Genomic DNA, 13,089 nt, shown 5'->3' on the forward strand with positions numbered 1-13,089 from the left:
CTTATTTGAGGAAAGGGATCATCCGCGACAGCAACCCGTCGCGGTCCAGCCAATGATGCTTGAGCGCCCCCGCGACGTGCGCCGCGACGAGTGCCAGCAGACCGTAGTTCAGCGTGATGTGGATGGTCTTCAGCACGACCTTCAGCGTGGGATCGGGCGCGATCAGCCGCGGCAGAGGAATCAGGCCGAGATAGACGACCGGCACGTTGGCCGCCGAGCTGTACAGATAGCCCGACACCGGAATCGCGATCATCAGCACGTACAGCAGCAGATGCGTGAGGTTCGCCGCGCTGCGCTGCCATGCGGGCATCTGGCGCGGCAGCGCGGGCGCCGTATGGGTCGCGCGCCACAGGATGCGCAGCACGGCGAGCGCGAAGACGGTCACGCCGATCCACTTGTGCCAGGAGAAATAGCGCAGCTTCGTGGGGGTAAAGCCCGGAATGTCGGTCATCACCCAGCCGAGTCCGAAGCCGCAGACGATCAGCAGTGCAATCAGCCAGTGCAGCGCGATCGCCGTCCGCGTGTAAGACTCGCGGGTAGCGAATGAGGGGGTCTGTGCCATGAGGGTCGGTGCTTGAAAAAAAGTTAACGGAGCAGCGGGGCCCGCTATTCCCGATGCGCTTCGCATCGGCCACACACACAGGGTGCACTACGGCCGCCATGCTACCTTAAGCCGTAAAAAACGGCGTGTCGCACCCCGGCCGCCGCAGCGCAGATTCCGATGCTGCAGCGCACGAGGAACAATGACTGCATGGAACTGTCGGATATCGGTCGGCTGGCACGGAAACGTTCCCAAGCGTTCCCACCGCCCCGCCGTAAAACCCCGTCATCGGCTGAAAAGCCCCGCCCCAGGCGCGTTTGGTACTATTGCGTCACTCCCAGGACGGCCCCCCGGCGCCGCCATTTCCCGTTCACGCCGTTTGCCTTTTCGCCCGCATGGAACATGACCACAATCTGATCGCGTGCCACGAATGCGACGCACTGTTTCGCAAACCGCGTCTATCCGGCCGTGCTACCGCACGCTGTCCGCGCTGCGGCGCCGCGCTTTACCGGGGTGTGTCGGGCCGGCTCGACAGCATCTGCGCGCTGACGGTCGCCGCGCTGATTACCTTTCTAATCGCCCAGGGCTTCCCGATCGTCGAACTCGAAACCAGCGGCATCACGTCGCAGACGAGCCTCGCCGGCGCGCTCGTCGCGTTGTGGGAAGAAGGCATGCAGGTCGTCGCGGTGATCGTGTTCTGCGCGACCACGCTGTTCCCGCTCACCGAACTCGTCGCGCTGCTGTACGTGCTCGTGCCGCTGCGCCGGGGTCACGTGCCGCCGGGCTTCAATCACGTGCTGCGCGCGATCCAGTTCGTGCGGCCGTGGGGAATGATCGAGGTGTTCATGCTCGGCGTGCTGGTCACGATCGTGAAGATGGTGAGCCTCGCGCGCGTGATTCCCGAAGCAGCGCTGTTTGCGTTCGGTGCGCTGACGCTGATGTTCGCGGTCGTCGTGACGTTCGATCCACGCACGCTGTGGGATCTCGCCGACGACCTGCGCGCCCGCGGCAAGGGTCCTGCCCCTCGGCCGGTAGCCCCCACTCCGCCCGCCTCACCCGCTGCGCCCGCCGCGGCAAACGAACGGTGAACCGCCGATGAGATATGTCACCGCGTCGCGCGCCGGCCTCGTCGCCTGCCATGCCTGCGGACGCGTATCGCAGCGCGAGCGCTCGACCGCCCCGCAGCACTGCCCGCGCTGCGGCGCGGCGCTGCACCGGCGTAACCCGGACAGCCTGATGCGCACGTGGGCGCTGCTGATCGCCGCCGCGCTGCTGTATATTCCGGCGAATCTGCTGCCCGTCATGCACACGTCGTCGCTGGTCGGCGCCGAGGACGACACGATCATGAGCGGCGTCGTCTACTTCTGGACGTCAGGCGACTGGCCGCTCGCGGTCGTCGTGTTCGTCGCGAGCATTCTGGTGCCGATGATGAAGCTGTCGACGCTCGTGCTGCTCACCGTGACGACGCAGCGCCGCTCCGCGTGGCGGCCGCACGAACGCACGACGCTGTACCGGATCGTCGAGCGGATCGGCCGCTGGTCGATGCTCGACGTGTTCGTGATCACGCTGACCGTCGCGCTCGTGCGCTTCAAGTCGCTCGCGGTGATCACCGCCGGACCCGGCGCGCTCGCGTTCGGTTCCGTCGTGATCCTGACGATGCTCGCGTCGATGCAGTTCGATCCACGGCTGATCTGGGACAACGTGCGCCACCCGCCGCCAGCCGAACCCACGCCGAACCTGCCGCACCCAAACGGAAACACAGTTCAGGACCCCCACCATGACTAGCCCGCAAGGCCCTATCGTTCCACCCGACCTGCCCGAGCCCGAAATCGAGCCGCGGCGGGCCTGGCTGCCGTCGCTCGTCTGGGTCATTCCGCTGATCGCCGCGCTGATCGGCATCGGGCTCGTCGTCAAGTCGATACTCAACAGCGGTCCGACGATCACGATCTCGTTCGTCAGCGCCGAGGGCCTCGAGCCCGGCAAGACCAAGGTCAAGTACAAGGACGTCGACATCGGTGCGGTGAAGACCATCAAGCTGACGAAGGACCATACGCACGTGCAGGTCGAAGTCCAGCTCACGAAGGAAGCCGAGGACTTCGCCGTCAAGGACACGCGCTTCTGGGTGGTGCGTCCGCGGGTCGGCACGAGCGGCGTGTCCGGGCTGAACACGCTGCTGTCGGGCGCGTACATCGGCGTCGACGCGGGCCGCTCGCAGGACGGGGAAGACGATTTCGTCGGGCTGGAGACGCCGCCGCCCGTCACCGGCGACCAGCGCGGCCACCGCTTCACGCTGCGCGGCGAGTCGCTCGGCTCGATCGACATCGGCTCTCCGGTCTACTACCGGCGCGTGCAGGTCGGCCAGGTGGTCGGTTTCTCGCTCGACAAGGACGGCACCGGGGTCACGATGCAGGTGTTCGTCAGCGCGCCGTACGACCAGTACGTCGGCACGAATTCGCGCTGGTGGCACGCGAGCGGCGTCGATCTGCGGCTCGATTCGAGCGGCTTCACGCTGAACACCCAGTCGCTTGCGACGGTGATCACCGGCGGTCTTGCGTTCCAGTCGCCGCCTGGCCAGCCGGCCGGCGCACAGGCACCGGACAACATGACGTTCCGCCTCGGCGCCGACGAAACCGATGCGATGCGCGAGCCCGACGGCCAGCCGGTCCGCGTCGTGATGAACTTCAACCAGTCGCTGCGCGGGCTGTCGGTGGGCGCACAGGTCGACTTCCGCGGCATCGTGCTCGGACAGGTGACGGATATCGGTGTCGAATACGATCCGAAGGCGCACAACTTCACGATGCCGGTGACGATGAACATCTATCCGCAGCGGCTGATGCGGCGCGGCCGCGGTGCGGCGGTGCCGGCGCCCGGCACGCCGGAAGGGCGCGATCTGATCCAGCGTCTCGTCGCACATGGTCTGCGTGGCCAGCTGCGCACCGGCAACCTGCTGACGAGCCAGCTGTACGTCGCGGTCGATCTGTTCCCGAAGGTGCCGCCCGCTACCGTCGATACGAGTCGTGACCCGATCGTGCTGCCGACGATCCCGAACACGCTCGACGAACTGCAGCTGCAGGTCGCGGACATCGCGAAGAAGCTCGACAAGGTACCGTTCGACCAGATCGGCACGAACCTGAACAGCGCGTTGAAGAACGCGGACAACCTGTTCTCGCGACTCAACACCGAGGTCGTGCCGCAGGCGCGCGACACGCTGTCGGCCGCGAAACAGACCTTCAATTCGGCCGAAGCGACGCTGCAGCAGGATTCGCCTCTGCAGTCCGACGTTCACCAGGCGCTGCAGGAACTGACCCGCACGCTGCAATCGCTGAATGCGCTGTCGGATTATCTGGAGCGCCATCCCGAATCGCTGCTGCGCGGCAAACCAGGAGATAAACCATGATGCGAACCTGGCTCTTCCGCCGGCCTGCTGATCCGCTGCGCGCACTGTGCGGACTCACCGCCTGTGCCGGACTCGTCGTGCTCGCCGCGTGCTCGTCGCCGCCGAGCCGTTTCTATACGCTGGGCTCGGATGCTGCGGCGACACCCACGGTCAGCGCCGCGCGTGCGCCGCTGCTGATCGAAGTGCCGCCGGTCGACGTGCCGTCGCAGGTCGCGAAAACCTCGTTCGTCGTGCAGACCGGGCCTAACCAGGTCGACGTGCTCGAACAGACGCGCTGGGCGTCGCTGCCGGGCGACGAGATCCGTCGTGCGCTGTCGGTCGATCTGACGCAGCGGCTCAACACCATCGACGTATTCGGCACGCCCTATCCGGACGGCGTGCCGGTGTATCGCGTCAGCGTGAACGTGCAGCGCTTCGAGTCGTGGCCTGGCTCGCACGCGCTGATCGATGCGGTGTGGAGCGTGCGCGCGGTGCGCACGCAGGCGGTGCTGACGTGCCGCAGCGTGATCAGCGAACCCGTAGCGGGCGGCTACGACGCGCTCGTCGACGGCCATCGCCGTGCGGTGCAGGACATCTCGGCACAGATCGCGGCGGGCATCGGCGCGCTCGCCGCCGCACCGCAGCCACGTACTGTCAAGCCAGCGAAGGGTGCTTCTTCCGCGGCTGCGGCGTCGGTACGCGCCGCGACGGTGCCTTGTCCCGCATCGGTCACGGGCGGCATGGCGGACGCTTCCACAGGTCACTGATCGCGCGAGGCGAAGCCGCCTCGCACCGCGTCGCGTGTCACCTCACGCGACGCGATTTCGCTGTCCTGCTCACCCAGTACACGCACGGCCGCGCTGCGGCTTCGATCAATGCGGTGCCGCGCCGCCCGCTTCACTTCATTCGCACGACACGCCATTGCCCATGTTCCGATCGCTCACGACCTTCCTGAAGAAATGGCACGCGTCGCGCAGCGGCGGCCATCAACTGGATGCGCTGCTCGCGATCGCCGATGCCGATGCGGCCTACGCGGAGCGCAGCGAATGGCTGATCGAACTCGCGCACTGGATCCATCGTGGCGGCAACGTGCAGGCCGATCCGTCCGATGCAAACGACGACGCGCCGCGCGCAGTGCCAGCGCATACGCGCGTTCGCTACCTGCTGCACGTGCTCGACCGGAATCCCGTATGGAAGGCGAACGTCGCGGGCATCCTGCGCGGGCTACTGCGCGACAGCGACGGCATCTCGCTGCTGTGCGACGCGGGCATGCCGGTGCACTCGGGCTTTTTCGGCGCGTTGTTCGAGCGCGCGCAGTCGTCGCTGATTCCGCCTGCGCCGAATCGCCGCGAACTGTCGGCGCTGTTCACGCTGATGTTCACGTCGACGCACGACGCCGAATGGATCGCGTCGCTGCCCGCGGATCTGCTCGCGCGGATCCGCGATCTGTTTGCTTATGAAGCCGGGCATGAAGCTGATGAGCGCCCGCATCAACCGGCCGGCACACTGTCGCTCGACCTGCTTGCCGCGCTGCATAACCTGACCTGCCAGATCAGCTCGACCGGGCTGTCGCAGACCGTGCGCAGCCGGCTCGGCGATGCCGACGCGCGCATCCCGCTCGACAAGCAGCCGTTCTACCGGCTGACGCGCGCGATGCTCGCGGTCGAGACCGCGCATCAGGCAATCGAGGAAAACGCCGAAGGGGCGGGCGCGAACCGCCTGCTGCACGAGGTCAACTATCTGCGCGTGCTGCTCGACGAATGCCGGATCGCGACCGACGACGTCTTCGCGCACCTGTACCGCAACGGCGTGAGCGTCGACATCGTGTTCCAGGTGGAGCGGATGCGCATGCGCATCGTGCGTGCCGAACTGCTGCTCGACGCATGGATGGCTTCCGACGACCTGCACGCGCTCGCGCGCCTCGTCGCCGAACTCGTCGATGCGAATCACGCGAGCCAGAGCGTGTCGCATCTGCTGCGCAGCAACTTCTCGCTGCTCGCGCGCAAAGTGGTCGAGTACAGCGCCGACACCGGCGAGCACTACATCGCCCGCGACCGCGCCGAATACCTGAAGATGCTGCGGATGGCCGCGGGCGGAGGACTCGTCACCGTCGTCACGGTATGCGTGAAGTTCGCGCTCACCGGCGCGCATCTGCAATCGATGCTCGAAGGGCTGCTCGCCGGCATCAATTACTCGGCGAGCTTTCTGCTGATCCACTTCCTGCATTTCTCGCTCGCGACGAAGCAGCCCGCGATGACCGCGCCGACGATCGCGCGCGAACTCGACGGCACCGGCACACAGGATGGCGTGGACCGCTTCGTTTCGTCGGTGGTCGCGCTGATCCGCACGCAATCGGCGGCGGTGGCGGGCAACGTCATGGTGGTGTTTCCGGTGTGCCTCGCCGCGCAGCTGCTGTGGCACGGGATGTTCGGCGCGAACCTGATCTCCGTCGACAAGGCGCACGCGACGCTGCAATCGTTCTCGCTGCTCGGCCCGACGCCGTTCTACGCAGCGCTCACGGGCGTTTTGTTGTGGTCGTCGAGCCTGCTCTCCGGCTGGGCCGACAACTGGTTCGTGCTGCATCGGGTCGGCGACGCACTCGCGTACAACCGCCGTCTGCGGATGACGCTCGGTGCCGCGGGGACCGCGCGGCTCGCCGCCTTCTGCCGCTCGAACATCGCGGGCGTGGTCGGCAACATCACGCTTGGGCTGATGCTGGGCGTCGTGCCGGCGATCGTCAGTGCGCTCGCGTTCCACTTCGAGGTGCGCCACGTGACGCTGAGTTCGGGATCGATCGGCGTCGCGCTCGGCGTGCTCGGCAAGGACGCGCTGCATCTGCCGGAACTGTGGTGGGCACTCGCGGGCACCTTCAGCATGGCGATCCTGAACGTCGCGGTGAGCTTCGCGCTCGCGTTCCTGATGGCGGCCCGGTCGCGCGATCTGCGACCGAAGGACATGCGCTCGCTGCGCAGCGCATTCTGGCGACGGGCGCTGCGTCATCCGCTCGATCTGGTGTGGCCGGTGCGGAGAGCGGGGGAAGCGGTGCGCGAGGCGGGCTAGCAAGCTGAAGCGCCTCGGGCCCGCACACCCGACCGCGTACAATGGCGCCTTATTCAACGCCTCCCGGCACGCTCCATGTCCTTCGATTTCTTCCTCCCCTGCCCGCGCGGCCTCGAAGCCGCGCTCGCGGCCGAACTCGCCGGAATCGCCGCGCGTCATCTGAACGGCGCGCCGTTTGCCGCCGGCGCTCAGGTGCCGGGCGGTGTGCACTTTCGGGGAGGATGGGCGGCCGGCATGGCCGCGAACCTGCATTCGCGGATCGCGAGCCGTGTGCTGCTGAAGATCGCGCACAGCCCGTACCGCAACGAACAGGACATCTACGCGCTCGCGCTCGAACAGCGCTGGGAGCAGTGGTTCTCCGCGAACGAAACGCTGCGCGTCGACATGACGGCGATCAAGTCGCCGCTGCGCAGCCTCGAATTCGCGACGCTGCGCGTCAAGGATGCGATCTGCGACCGTCTGCGCGAAGTGAGCGGCGAGCGACCGAGCATCGACACGGCCGCCCCCGATGTCCGCGTGTTCGCGTTCCTCACCGCCACCGACTGCACGCTGTACCTCGACACGTCCGGCGACCCGCTGTTCAAACGCGGGTGGCGGCTCGACAAGGGCGCGGCGCCGCTGCGCGAAAACCTCGCGGCCGGCATCCTCGCACTGACCGGCTGGACGCCAGGCACACCGCTCTACGATCCGATGTGCGGCAGCGGCACGTTCCTCGCGGAAGCCGCGCAGGTCGCGCTGAACATCGCGCCGGGTGCCGAGCGCCGCTTCGGTTTCGAAAATCTCAAGCAGTACGACACCGCCGCATGGCGCAACCTGAAGGCCGCCGCGCAGGATGCGAAGCGCTCGGCCGCGGCGTCGCGTGCCGATCTGCAGATCTTCGGCAGCGACATCTCCGGTGACATGCTGGACAAGGCCCGCACGAATTTCCAGCGCGCCGGTCTGCCTGCAATCTCGCTGAAACAGGTGGACGCCCGCGGCATGGCTGCGCCGGGTGCGACGCCGGGCATTCTCGTCGCGAACCCGCCGTATGGCGAACGGATCGAGGTACGTGGCCGAGGCCCGCGCGGCGAAGTGCGCGAGACCGGACGCGAGCGTCGTGAAAGTCGTGAGGATCGTGAATTACAGGCCGACGAAGGCTTCCGCCGCGTGCACACCGACGCCGACGCGCCGCCCGACAGCGAGTTCTTCAAGGCATTCGGCGACGCGCTGAAGCAGCGCTTCACCGGCTGGCACGCGTTCATCCTGACGTCCGACCGCAAGCTGCCCGGTCAGCTGCGGCTGCGCGAATCGACGAAGACGCCGCTCTTCAACGGCGCGCTCGAATGCCGGCTGTTCCGCTTCGACCTGATCGCGGGCAGCGTGCGCCAACGCCCCGCCGCCGATCGGCCAGAGTGACGGTTCCCCGAGGCTACTGACAGAACGCTGTCAGTAGCCCGGCAGCACACTCTCTCTCACGCCATCCGGCGTCGCCGTTCCTCCCATATGAGGCGCGGCTCACCGCGATCATCAGGAGAGAGTCATGTCCACTACCGCAACTGCAACGGCGACCACTGCAACGGCCACCGCCACGCCCGCCCGCGTCATCGCGTGGTTCGAGATTCCGTCGACCGATTTCAACCGCGCCACGCGCTTCTACGAAGCCGCGCTCGACGTCCAGCTGCAACGCGAAGTCATGAGCGGCGTGCCGATGGCGGTGTTCACCCATGAAGACGGCGCGACCGGCGGATGCATCACCTATAACCCGCAGGAAATCAAGCCCGTGCGGGACGGCGTGCTCGTGTACCTGAACGCGGAGCCGTCGGTGAAGGCCGCACTCGACCGCGTCGAACGCGCGGGCGGCAAGAAGGAAGGCATGGCGATCGAGCTGCCGAACAACTTCGGCTACATCGGTTTCTTCATCGATACCGAAGGCAACCGTATCGGCCTGCATTCGCCGAAGCTCGCGTGATCGCCGTGCCGGTCGTGTCCGTGGCGCGGCGCTATCATCGTGGCATCCCGTTCCCAGTCGAGTTCCGACTCCCGCCACGATGACGCGCCGTGCCGACCGTCTGTTCCAGATCGCCGAACTGCTGCGCGGTCGCCGTCTGACGACCGCGCAGCAACTCGCCGACTGGCTCGGCATTTCGCTGCGCACCGTCTATCGCGACGTGCGCGATCTGCAGCTGTCGGGCGTGCCGATCGAAGGCGAAGCGGGCATTGGCTACCGGCTGAGCCGAGCGGCGAGCCTGCCGCCGCTCACGTTCACCGCCGACGAACTCGCCGCGCTCGCGACCGGCGCGAAGATGCTCGAAACGTGGGGCGGCGCCGGCCTCGCGAGCGGCGCACGCAGCGCGCTCGCAAAGATCGCGTCGGCGATGCCCGCCGACAAGCGCGCGGCCCTCGAGCGGCTCGCGGTATTCGCGCCGTCGTTTCACGTCGACCCTGCCTTTTTCGTCAAGGTGGATGCGTTGCATCGCGCAGTCGATTCGCGTCATATCACGAGCTTCGCGTATTGCGACCGGTTGGGCACGAACACGGAGCGGCGCGTGTGGCCACTCGGATTGTTCTATTGGGGCGGCCGCTGGACAGTCGGCGCGTGGTGCGAACTGCGCGAAAACTTCCGCACGTTCGACATCGCCAGGATGGGCAGCGTTGCGCTGCACGAAGTCTTTCCGGATATGGCCGAAAGGCGGCTCGCGGACTATCTGCGTCATGTCGAGGCGCCGAAGCATTGACGCTCACTGCACCTACATAAACAAGCAAGGCGGTCGCTCGGACCGCCCTGCATCTTCCGCACTCCATGCGGCCTACTCGACCGCCTTCACCATATCCTCGATGACCTTCTTCGCATCGCCGAAGACCATCATCGTCTTGTCCATGTAGAAGAGGTCGTTGTCGAGGCCCGCGTAGCCGGCCGCCATCGAGCGCTTGTTGACGATCACCGTGCGTGCCTTGTACGCCTCGATGATCGGCATCCCGGCGATCGGCGATTTCGGATCGTTCTTCGCGGCCGGATTCACCACGTCGTTCGCGCCGAGCACCAGCACCACGTCGACCTGGCCGAACTCGCTGTTGATGTCGTCCATCTCGAAGACCATGTCGTAGGACACCTCGGCTTCGGCCAGCAGCACGTTCATATGCCCCGGCATGCGACCCGCCACCGGGTGGATCGCGTAACGCACGTTGATGCCCTTCTCGACCAGCTTGTCGGTCAGCTCCTTCAGCGCATGCTGCGCGCGCGCCACCGCGAGCCCGTAGCCCGGCACGATCACGACCGTTTCCGCGTTGCCGAGCATGAACGACGCGTCGTCGGCCGAACCGGATTTCACCGGCCGCTGCTCCTGTGCGCCACCCGCCGCGGCTGCGCCCGGCTCCGCGCCGAAGCCGCCCAGCAGCACGTTGAAGAACGAGCGATTCATCGCGTGGCACATGATGTACGACAGGATCGCGCCCGACGAACCGACCAGCGAGCCCGCGATGATCAGCATCGCGTTGTTCAGCGAGAAGCCGATCCCGGCAGCTGCCCAGCCCGAGTACGAGTTCAGCATCGACACGACCACCGGCATGTCCGCACCGCCGATCGGGATGATGATCAGCACACCTAGCGCGAACGCGATCAGCGTCATGATGATGAACGGCAGCCATGCCTGCGTGAAGAAGAAGATCACGCCGAAGCCGATCATCGCGATCGCGAGCATCAGGTTCAGCAGATGCTGCCCCGCGTAGACCACCGGCGCGCCCTGGAACAACCGGAACTTGTACTTGCCGGACAGCTTGCCGAACGCGATCACCGAGCCGCTGAACGTGATTGCACCGACGAACGTACCGATGAACAGCTCGATCCGGTTGCCGTACGGCAGGAAGCCCTGGTACGGCGCGTCTTCGATGCCCAGCCCGAATGCAGCCGGCTCGTAGACAACCGCGTACGCGATGCACACGGCCGCGAGACCGATCAGCGAATGCATTGCCGCGACGAGTTCGGGCATCTTCGTCATCTCGACGCGCGCAGCGACGAACGCACCGATCGCCCCGCCGACGACGAGTGCACCCAGCAGCAACCCGAGCCCGAGCGTCAGGTTCGAGCCGAGCGTCGCGGCCTGCTTCACGATCAGCGCGATCGTCGTGAGAATCGCGATCGCCATGCCGGCCATGCCGAACACGTTACCGGCGCGCGCACTCTTCGGATTCGACAGTCCCTTCAGCGCCTGGATGAAACACACCGACGCGATGAGGTACAGCAGCGTAACGACGTTGATGCTCATTTACGCACCCTCCTTGGCCGGGCTCGCGAGTTTCTTCGGCTCTTTCTTGCGGAACATCTCCAGCATTCGCCGCGTGACGAGAAAACCGCCGAACACGTTGACCGCTGCGAGCAGCACCGCGAGCGTGCCGAAGAACTTGCCCGGCCCGCCGACGGTGAGCCCGGCCGCGAGCATTGCGCCGACGATCACGATCGCCGAGATCGCGTTGGTCACGGCCATCAGCGGCGTGTGCAGCGCGGGCGTGACGTTCCAGACGACGTGGTAGCCGACGTAAATAGCCAGCACGAAGATGATCAGGTCGATCACGGTGTGGTTGATGATTTCCATCGCCGGTCCTTACTATGCGTTGCGCGTGACGGCGCCGTCGCGAGCCAGCAGCGTGGCCGCGACGATATCGTCTGCGAGATCGATGTTGAGTGCGCCTTCCTTCGTGACGATGAGCTTCATGAAATCGAGCAGATTGCGTGCATACAGCGACGACGCATCGGCAGCAACCATCGACGCGAGGTTCGTAAAGCCCACGATCTGCACGCCATGTTTCGTCACGACCTTGTCGGCTTCGGTGAGCGGACAGTTGCCGCCACGCTGGCCCTCGTATTCGGCCCCGCGTCCGGCGGCGAGATCGACGAGCACCGAGCCGGGCTTCATCGCCTGCACGGTCTCGACCGAGATCAGCGTCGGCGCCGCGCGCCCCGGGATCAGCGCGGTGGAGATCACGATGTCGGCCTGCTTCGCGCGTTCGTGGACCAGCGCGGCCTGACGCGCGAGCCAGCTTGGGGGCATCGGCCGTGCATAGCCGCCGACGCCTTGGGCGGCTTCGCGCTCGTCGTCGGTTTCGTAAGGCACGTCGAGAAACTTTGCCCCGAGCGATTCGATCTGCTCTTTCACTGCGGGGCGCACGTCGGACGCTTCGACCACGGCCCCGAGGCGCTTCGCGGTCGCGATTGCCTGCAGCCCCGCGACGCCCGCACCGAGGATCAGCACGCGCGCGGCCTTCACGGTGCCGGCTGCGGTCATCAGCATCGGCATGAAGCGCGGATAGAGATCGGCGGCGAGGAGCACGGCCTTATAGCCTGCGATGTTCGCCTGCGAGCTGAGCACATCGAGACTTTGCGCGCGGGACGTACGCGGCGCGGCTTCGAGTGCGAAGGCGATGATGCCTGCGGCAGCCAGCTTTGATGAGTTTTCCGTATTAAACGGTTCGAGCATCCCGACGAGCACGCTGCCGCGTTTGAGGAGCGGCAGTTCGGCGTCGGTGGGAGTCTGGACCTTGAGGACGAGTTCGGCGCCGAACGCGGCAGCCGCGTCGACAAGCTCGGCGCCCGCGGCGGCAAAGGCTTCGTCGGTAAAGCTGGCGCCGGTTCCGGCGCCTTGCTGGACCGTGACCCGATGACCTTGGGCGACGTACTTCTTGACCGTCTCGGGCGTCGCGGCGACGCGGGTTTCATGCGTGCGCGTCTCGGCTGGCACTCCGATGTGCATCGTTGAATCCTCCTCGACTTCTTGTGAATTGCCGACGAGGCACGCCGGCTTGCTAGTGCAATAGGCAGAGTTGCCGATGAGGCACGCTGGCCTGCTGGTGCAATGGCTACGCTACGGCGTCACTGTAACCGATTGTTTGCCTGGGGAGGCCCCAGCAATAAGTACTGTTTTAGTGGCTACTGTTTTCCGATTTGGTTTTCAATTTCAATTTCAATTTGGGTTGCGGCGCGAAGGCGCTGGTGCTCTTTGCTGGTTGGTTTTTGTCGGTTTGGTGTTCGTCGCCTTGCAGGCGGGTGCTTATCGGCGCCTCGCGGCGTGGGTGTTGCTCCTGCTTTTTGCTCTGCCTTTTGCCCTGCCTTTTGCCCTGCAGGCGGCTGCGATTTGGCGCC

The 13,089-nt window shown here is 66.1% G+C and carries 12 protein-coding genes; 8 read left to right on the top strand and 4 right to left on the bottom strand.

The window, feature by feature from the left end; genetic code table 11:
* Window position 1: 1 nt before the first annotated feature.
* Complete coding sequence (locus ACREXZ_RS16260; RefSeq protein ID WP_431765125.1) at window positions 2-562, bottom strand: cytochrome b; 561 nt, start codon at window positions 560-562, stop codon at window positions 2-4.
* Between the two features lie 374 nt (window positions 563-936).
* Between ACREXZ_RS16260 and ACREXZ_RS16265 the strand changes: the two genes are divergently transcribed.
* The 8 genes from ACREXZ_RS16265 (at window position 937) to ACREXZ_RS16300 (ending at window position 9,691) form a co-directional block, all read left to right on the top strand.
* Window positions 937-1,629, top strand: a complete 693-nt coding sequence (locus ACREXZ_RS16265) for a paraquat-inducible protein A (RefSeq protein ID WP_431765126.1) — start codon at window positions 937-939, stop codon at window positions 1,627-1,629.
* 7 nt (window positions 1,630-1,636) lie between these two features.
* A complete protein-coding gene (locus tag ACREXZ_RS16270; RefSeq protein WP_431765127.1) occupies window positions 1,637-2,326 on the top strand; it encodes a paraquat-inducible protein A in 690 nt (229 codons plus the stop codon).
* On the top strand, window positions 2,319-3,938 hold the full coding sequence (locus tag ACREXZ_RS16275; RefSeq protein ID WP_431765128.1) for an intermembrane transport protein PqiB: 1,620 nt from the start codon (window positions 2,319-2,321) through the stop codon (window positions 3,936-3,938). Before ACREXZ_RS16270 ends, ACREXZ_RS16275 begins: the two co-directional genes overlap by 8 nt.
* Window positions 3,935-4,684 (top strand): PqiC family protein, encoded by a 750-nt coding sequence (locus ACREXZ_RS16280; RefSeq protein WP_431765129.1) that lies wholly within the window; start codon window positions 3,935-3,937, stop codon window positions 4,682-4,684. Before ACREXZ_RS16275 ends, ACREXZ_RS16280 begins: the two co-directional genes overlap by 4 nt.
* Before the next feature lie 160 nt (window positions 4,685-4,844).
* Window positions 4,845-6,977 (top strand): site-specific recombinase, encoded by a 2,133-nt coding sequence (locus tag ACREXZ_RS16285; RefSeq protein WP_431765130.1) that lies wholly within the window; start codon window positions 4,845-4,847, stop codon window positions 6,975-6,977.
* 75 nt (window positions 6,978-7,052) lie between these two features.
* Window positions 7,053-8,372 (top strand): THUMP domain-containing class I SAM-dependent RNA methyltransferase, encoded by a 1,320-nt coding sequence (locus ACREXZ_RS16290; RefSeq protein ID WP_431765131.1) that lies wholly within the window; start codon window positions 7,053-7,055, stop codon window positions 8,370-8,372.
* Window positions 8,373-8,496: 124 nt separating this feature from the next.
* Window positions 8,497-8,925, top strand: a complete 429-nt coding sequence (locus ACREXZ_RS16295; RefSeq protein ID WP_431765132.1) for a VOC family protein — start codon at window positions 8,497-8,499, stop codon at window positions 8,923-8,925.
* Window positions 8,906-9,691 carry a helix-turn-helix transcriptional regulator gene (locus ACREXZ_RS16300; RefSeq protein WP_431765199.1) on the top strand — a complete coding sequence of 262 codons (786 nt, stop codon included), beginning with the start codon at window positions 8,906-8,908 and terminating at the stop codon, window positions 9,689-9,691. Before ACREXZ_RS16295 ends, ACREXZ_RS16300 begins: the two co-directional genes overlap by 20 nt.
* A 72-nt stretch (window positions 9,692-9,763) precedes the next feature.
* Here the strand turns inward: ACREXZ_RS16300 and ACREXZ_RS16305 are convergent, their stop codons facing one another.
* From ACREXZ_RS16305 to ACREXZ_RS16315, 3 genes are read right to left on the bottom strand one after another with little or no spacing between them, the layout of a single operon-like run.
* Entirely contained in the window at window positions 9,764-11,218 is a 1,455-nt protein-coding gene (locus ACREXZ_RS16305) for an NAD(P)(+) transhydrogenase (Re/Si-specific) subunit beta (RefSeq protein WP_431765133.1), read from the bottom strand.
* Window positions 11,219-11,545 carry an NAD(P) transhydrogenase subunit alpha gene (locus tag ACREXZ_RS16310; protein WP_431765134.1) on the bottom strand — a complete coding sequence of 109 codons (327 nt, stop codon included), beginning with the start codon at window positions 11,543-11,545 and terminating at the stop codon, window positions 11,219-11,221. It lies immediately after the preceding gene.
* Window positions 11,546-11,557: 12 nt separating this feature from the next.
* Window positions 11,558-12,700, bottom strand: coding sequence for a Re/Si-specific NAD(P)(+) transhydrogenase subunit alpha (locus tag ACREXZ_RS16315; RefSeq protein WP_431765135.1), 1,143 nt, complete (start codon window positions 12,698-12,700; stop codon window positions 11,558-11,560).
* Window positions 12,701-13,089: the final 389 nt, after the last annotated feature.

It is taken from the genome of Paraburkholderia sp. (assembly GCF_050742655.1).
GTDB lineage: Bacteria > Pseudomonadota > Gammaproteobacteria > Burkholderiales > Burkholderiaceae > Paraburkholderia.

What these genes read in the sequence shown, in the direction of transcription:
- ACREXZ_RS16260 (WP_431765125.1), bottom strand. Translation starts at nt 562, where the DNA reads ATGGCACAGACCCCCTCATTCGCTACCCGCGAGTCTTACACGCGGACG.
- ACREXZ_RS16265 (WP_431765126.1), top strand. Translation starts at nt 937, where the DNA reads ATGGAACATGACCACAATCTGATCGCGTGCCACGAATGCGACGCACTG.
- ACREXZ_RS16270 (WP_431765127.1), top strand. Translation starts at nt 1,637, where the DNA reads ATGAGATATGTCACCGCGTCGCGCGCCGGCCTCGTCGCCTGCCATGCC.
- ACREXZ_RS16275 (WP_431765128.1), top strand. Translation starts at nt 2,319, where the DNA reads ATGACTAGCCCGCAAGGCCCTATCGTTCCACCCGACCTGCCCGAGCCC.
- ACREXZ_RS16280 (WP_431765129.1), top strand. Translation starts at nt 3,935, where the DNA reads ATGATGCGAACCTGGCTCTTCCGCCGGCCTGCTGATCCGCTGCGCGCA.
- ACREXZ_RS16285 (WP_431765130.1), top strand. Translation starts at nt 4,845, where the DNA reads ATGTTCCGATCGCTCACGACCTTCCTGAAGAAATGGCACGCGTCGCGC.
- ACREXZ_RS16290 (WP_431765131.1), top strand. Translation starts at nt 7,053, where the DNA reads ATGTCCTTCGATTTCTTCCTCCCCTGCCCGCGCGGCCTCGAAGCCGCG.
- ACREXZ_RS16295 (WP_431765132.1), top strand. Translation starts at nt 8,497, where the DNA reads ATGTCCACTACCGCAACTGCAACGGCGACCACTGCAACGGCCACCGCC.
- ACREXZ_RS16305 (WP_431765133.1), bottom strand. Translation starts at nt 11,218, where the DNA reads ATGAGCATCAACGTCGTTACGCTGCTGTACCTCATCGCGTCGGTGTGT.
- ACREXZ_RS16310 (WP_431765134.1), bottom strand. Translation starts at nt 11,545, where the DNA reads ATGGAAATCATCAACCACACCGTGATCGACCTGATCATCTTCGTGCTG.
- ACREXZ_RS16315 (WP_431765135.1), bottom strand. Translation starts at nt 12,700, where the DNA reads ATGCACATCGGAGTGCCAGCCGAGACGCGCACGCATGAAACCCGCGTC.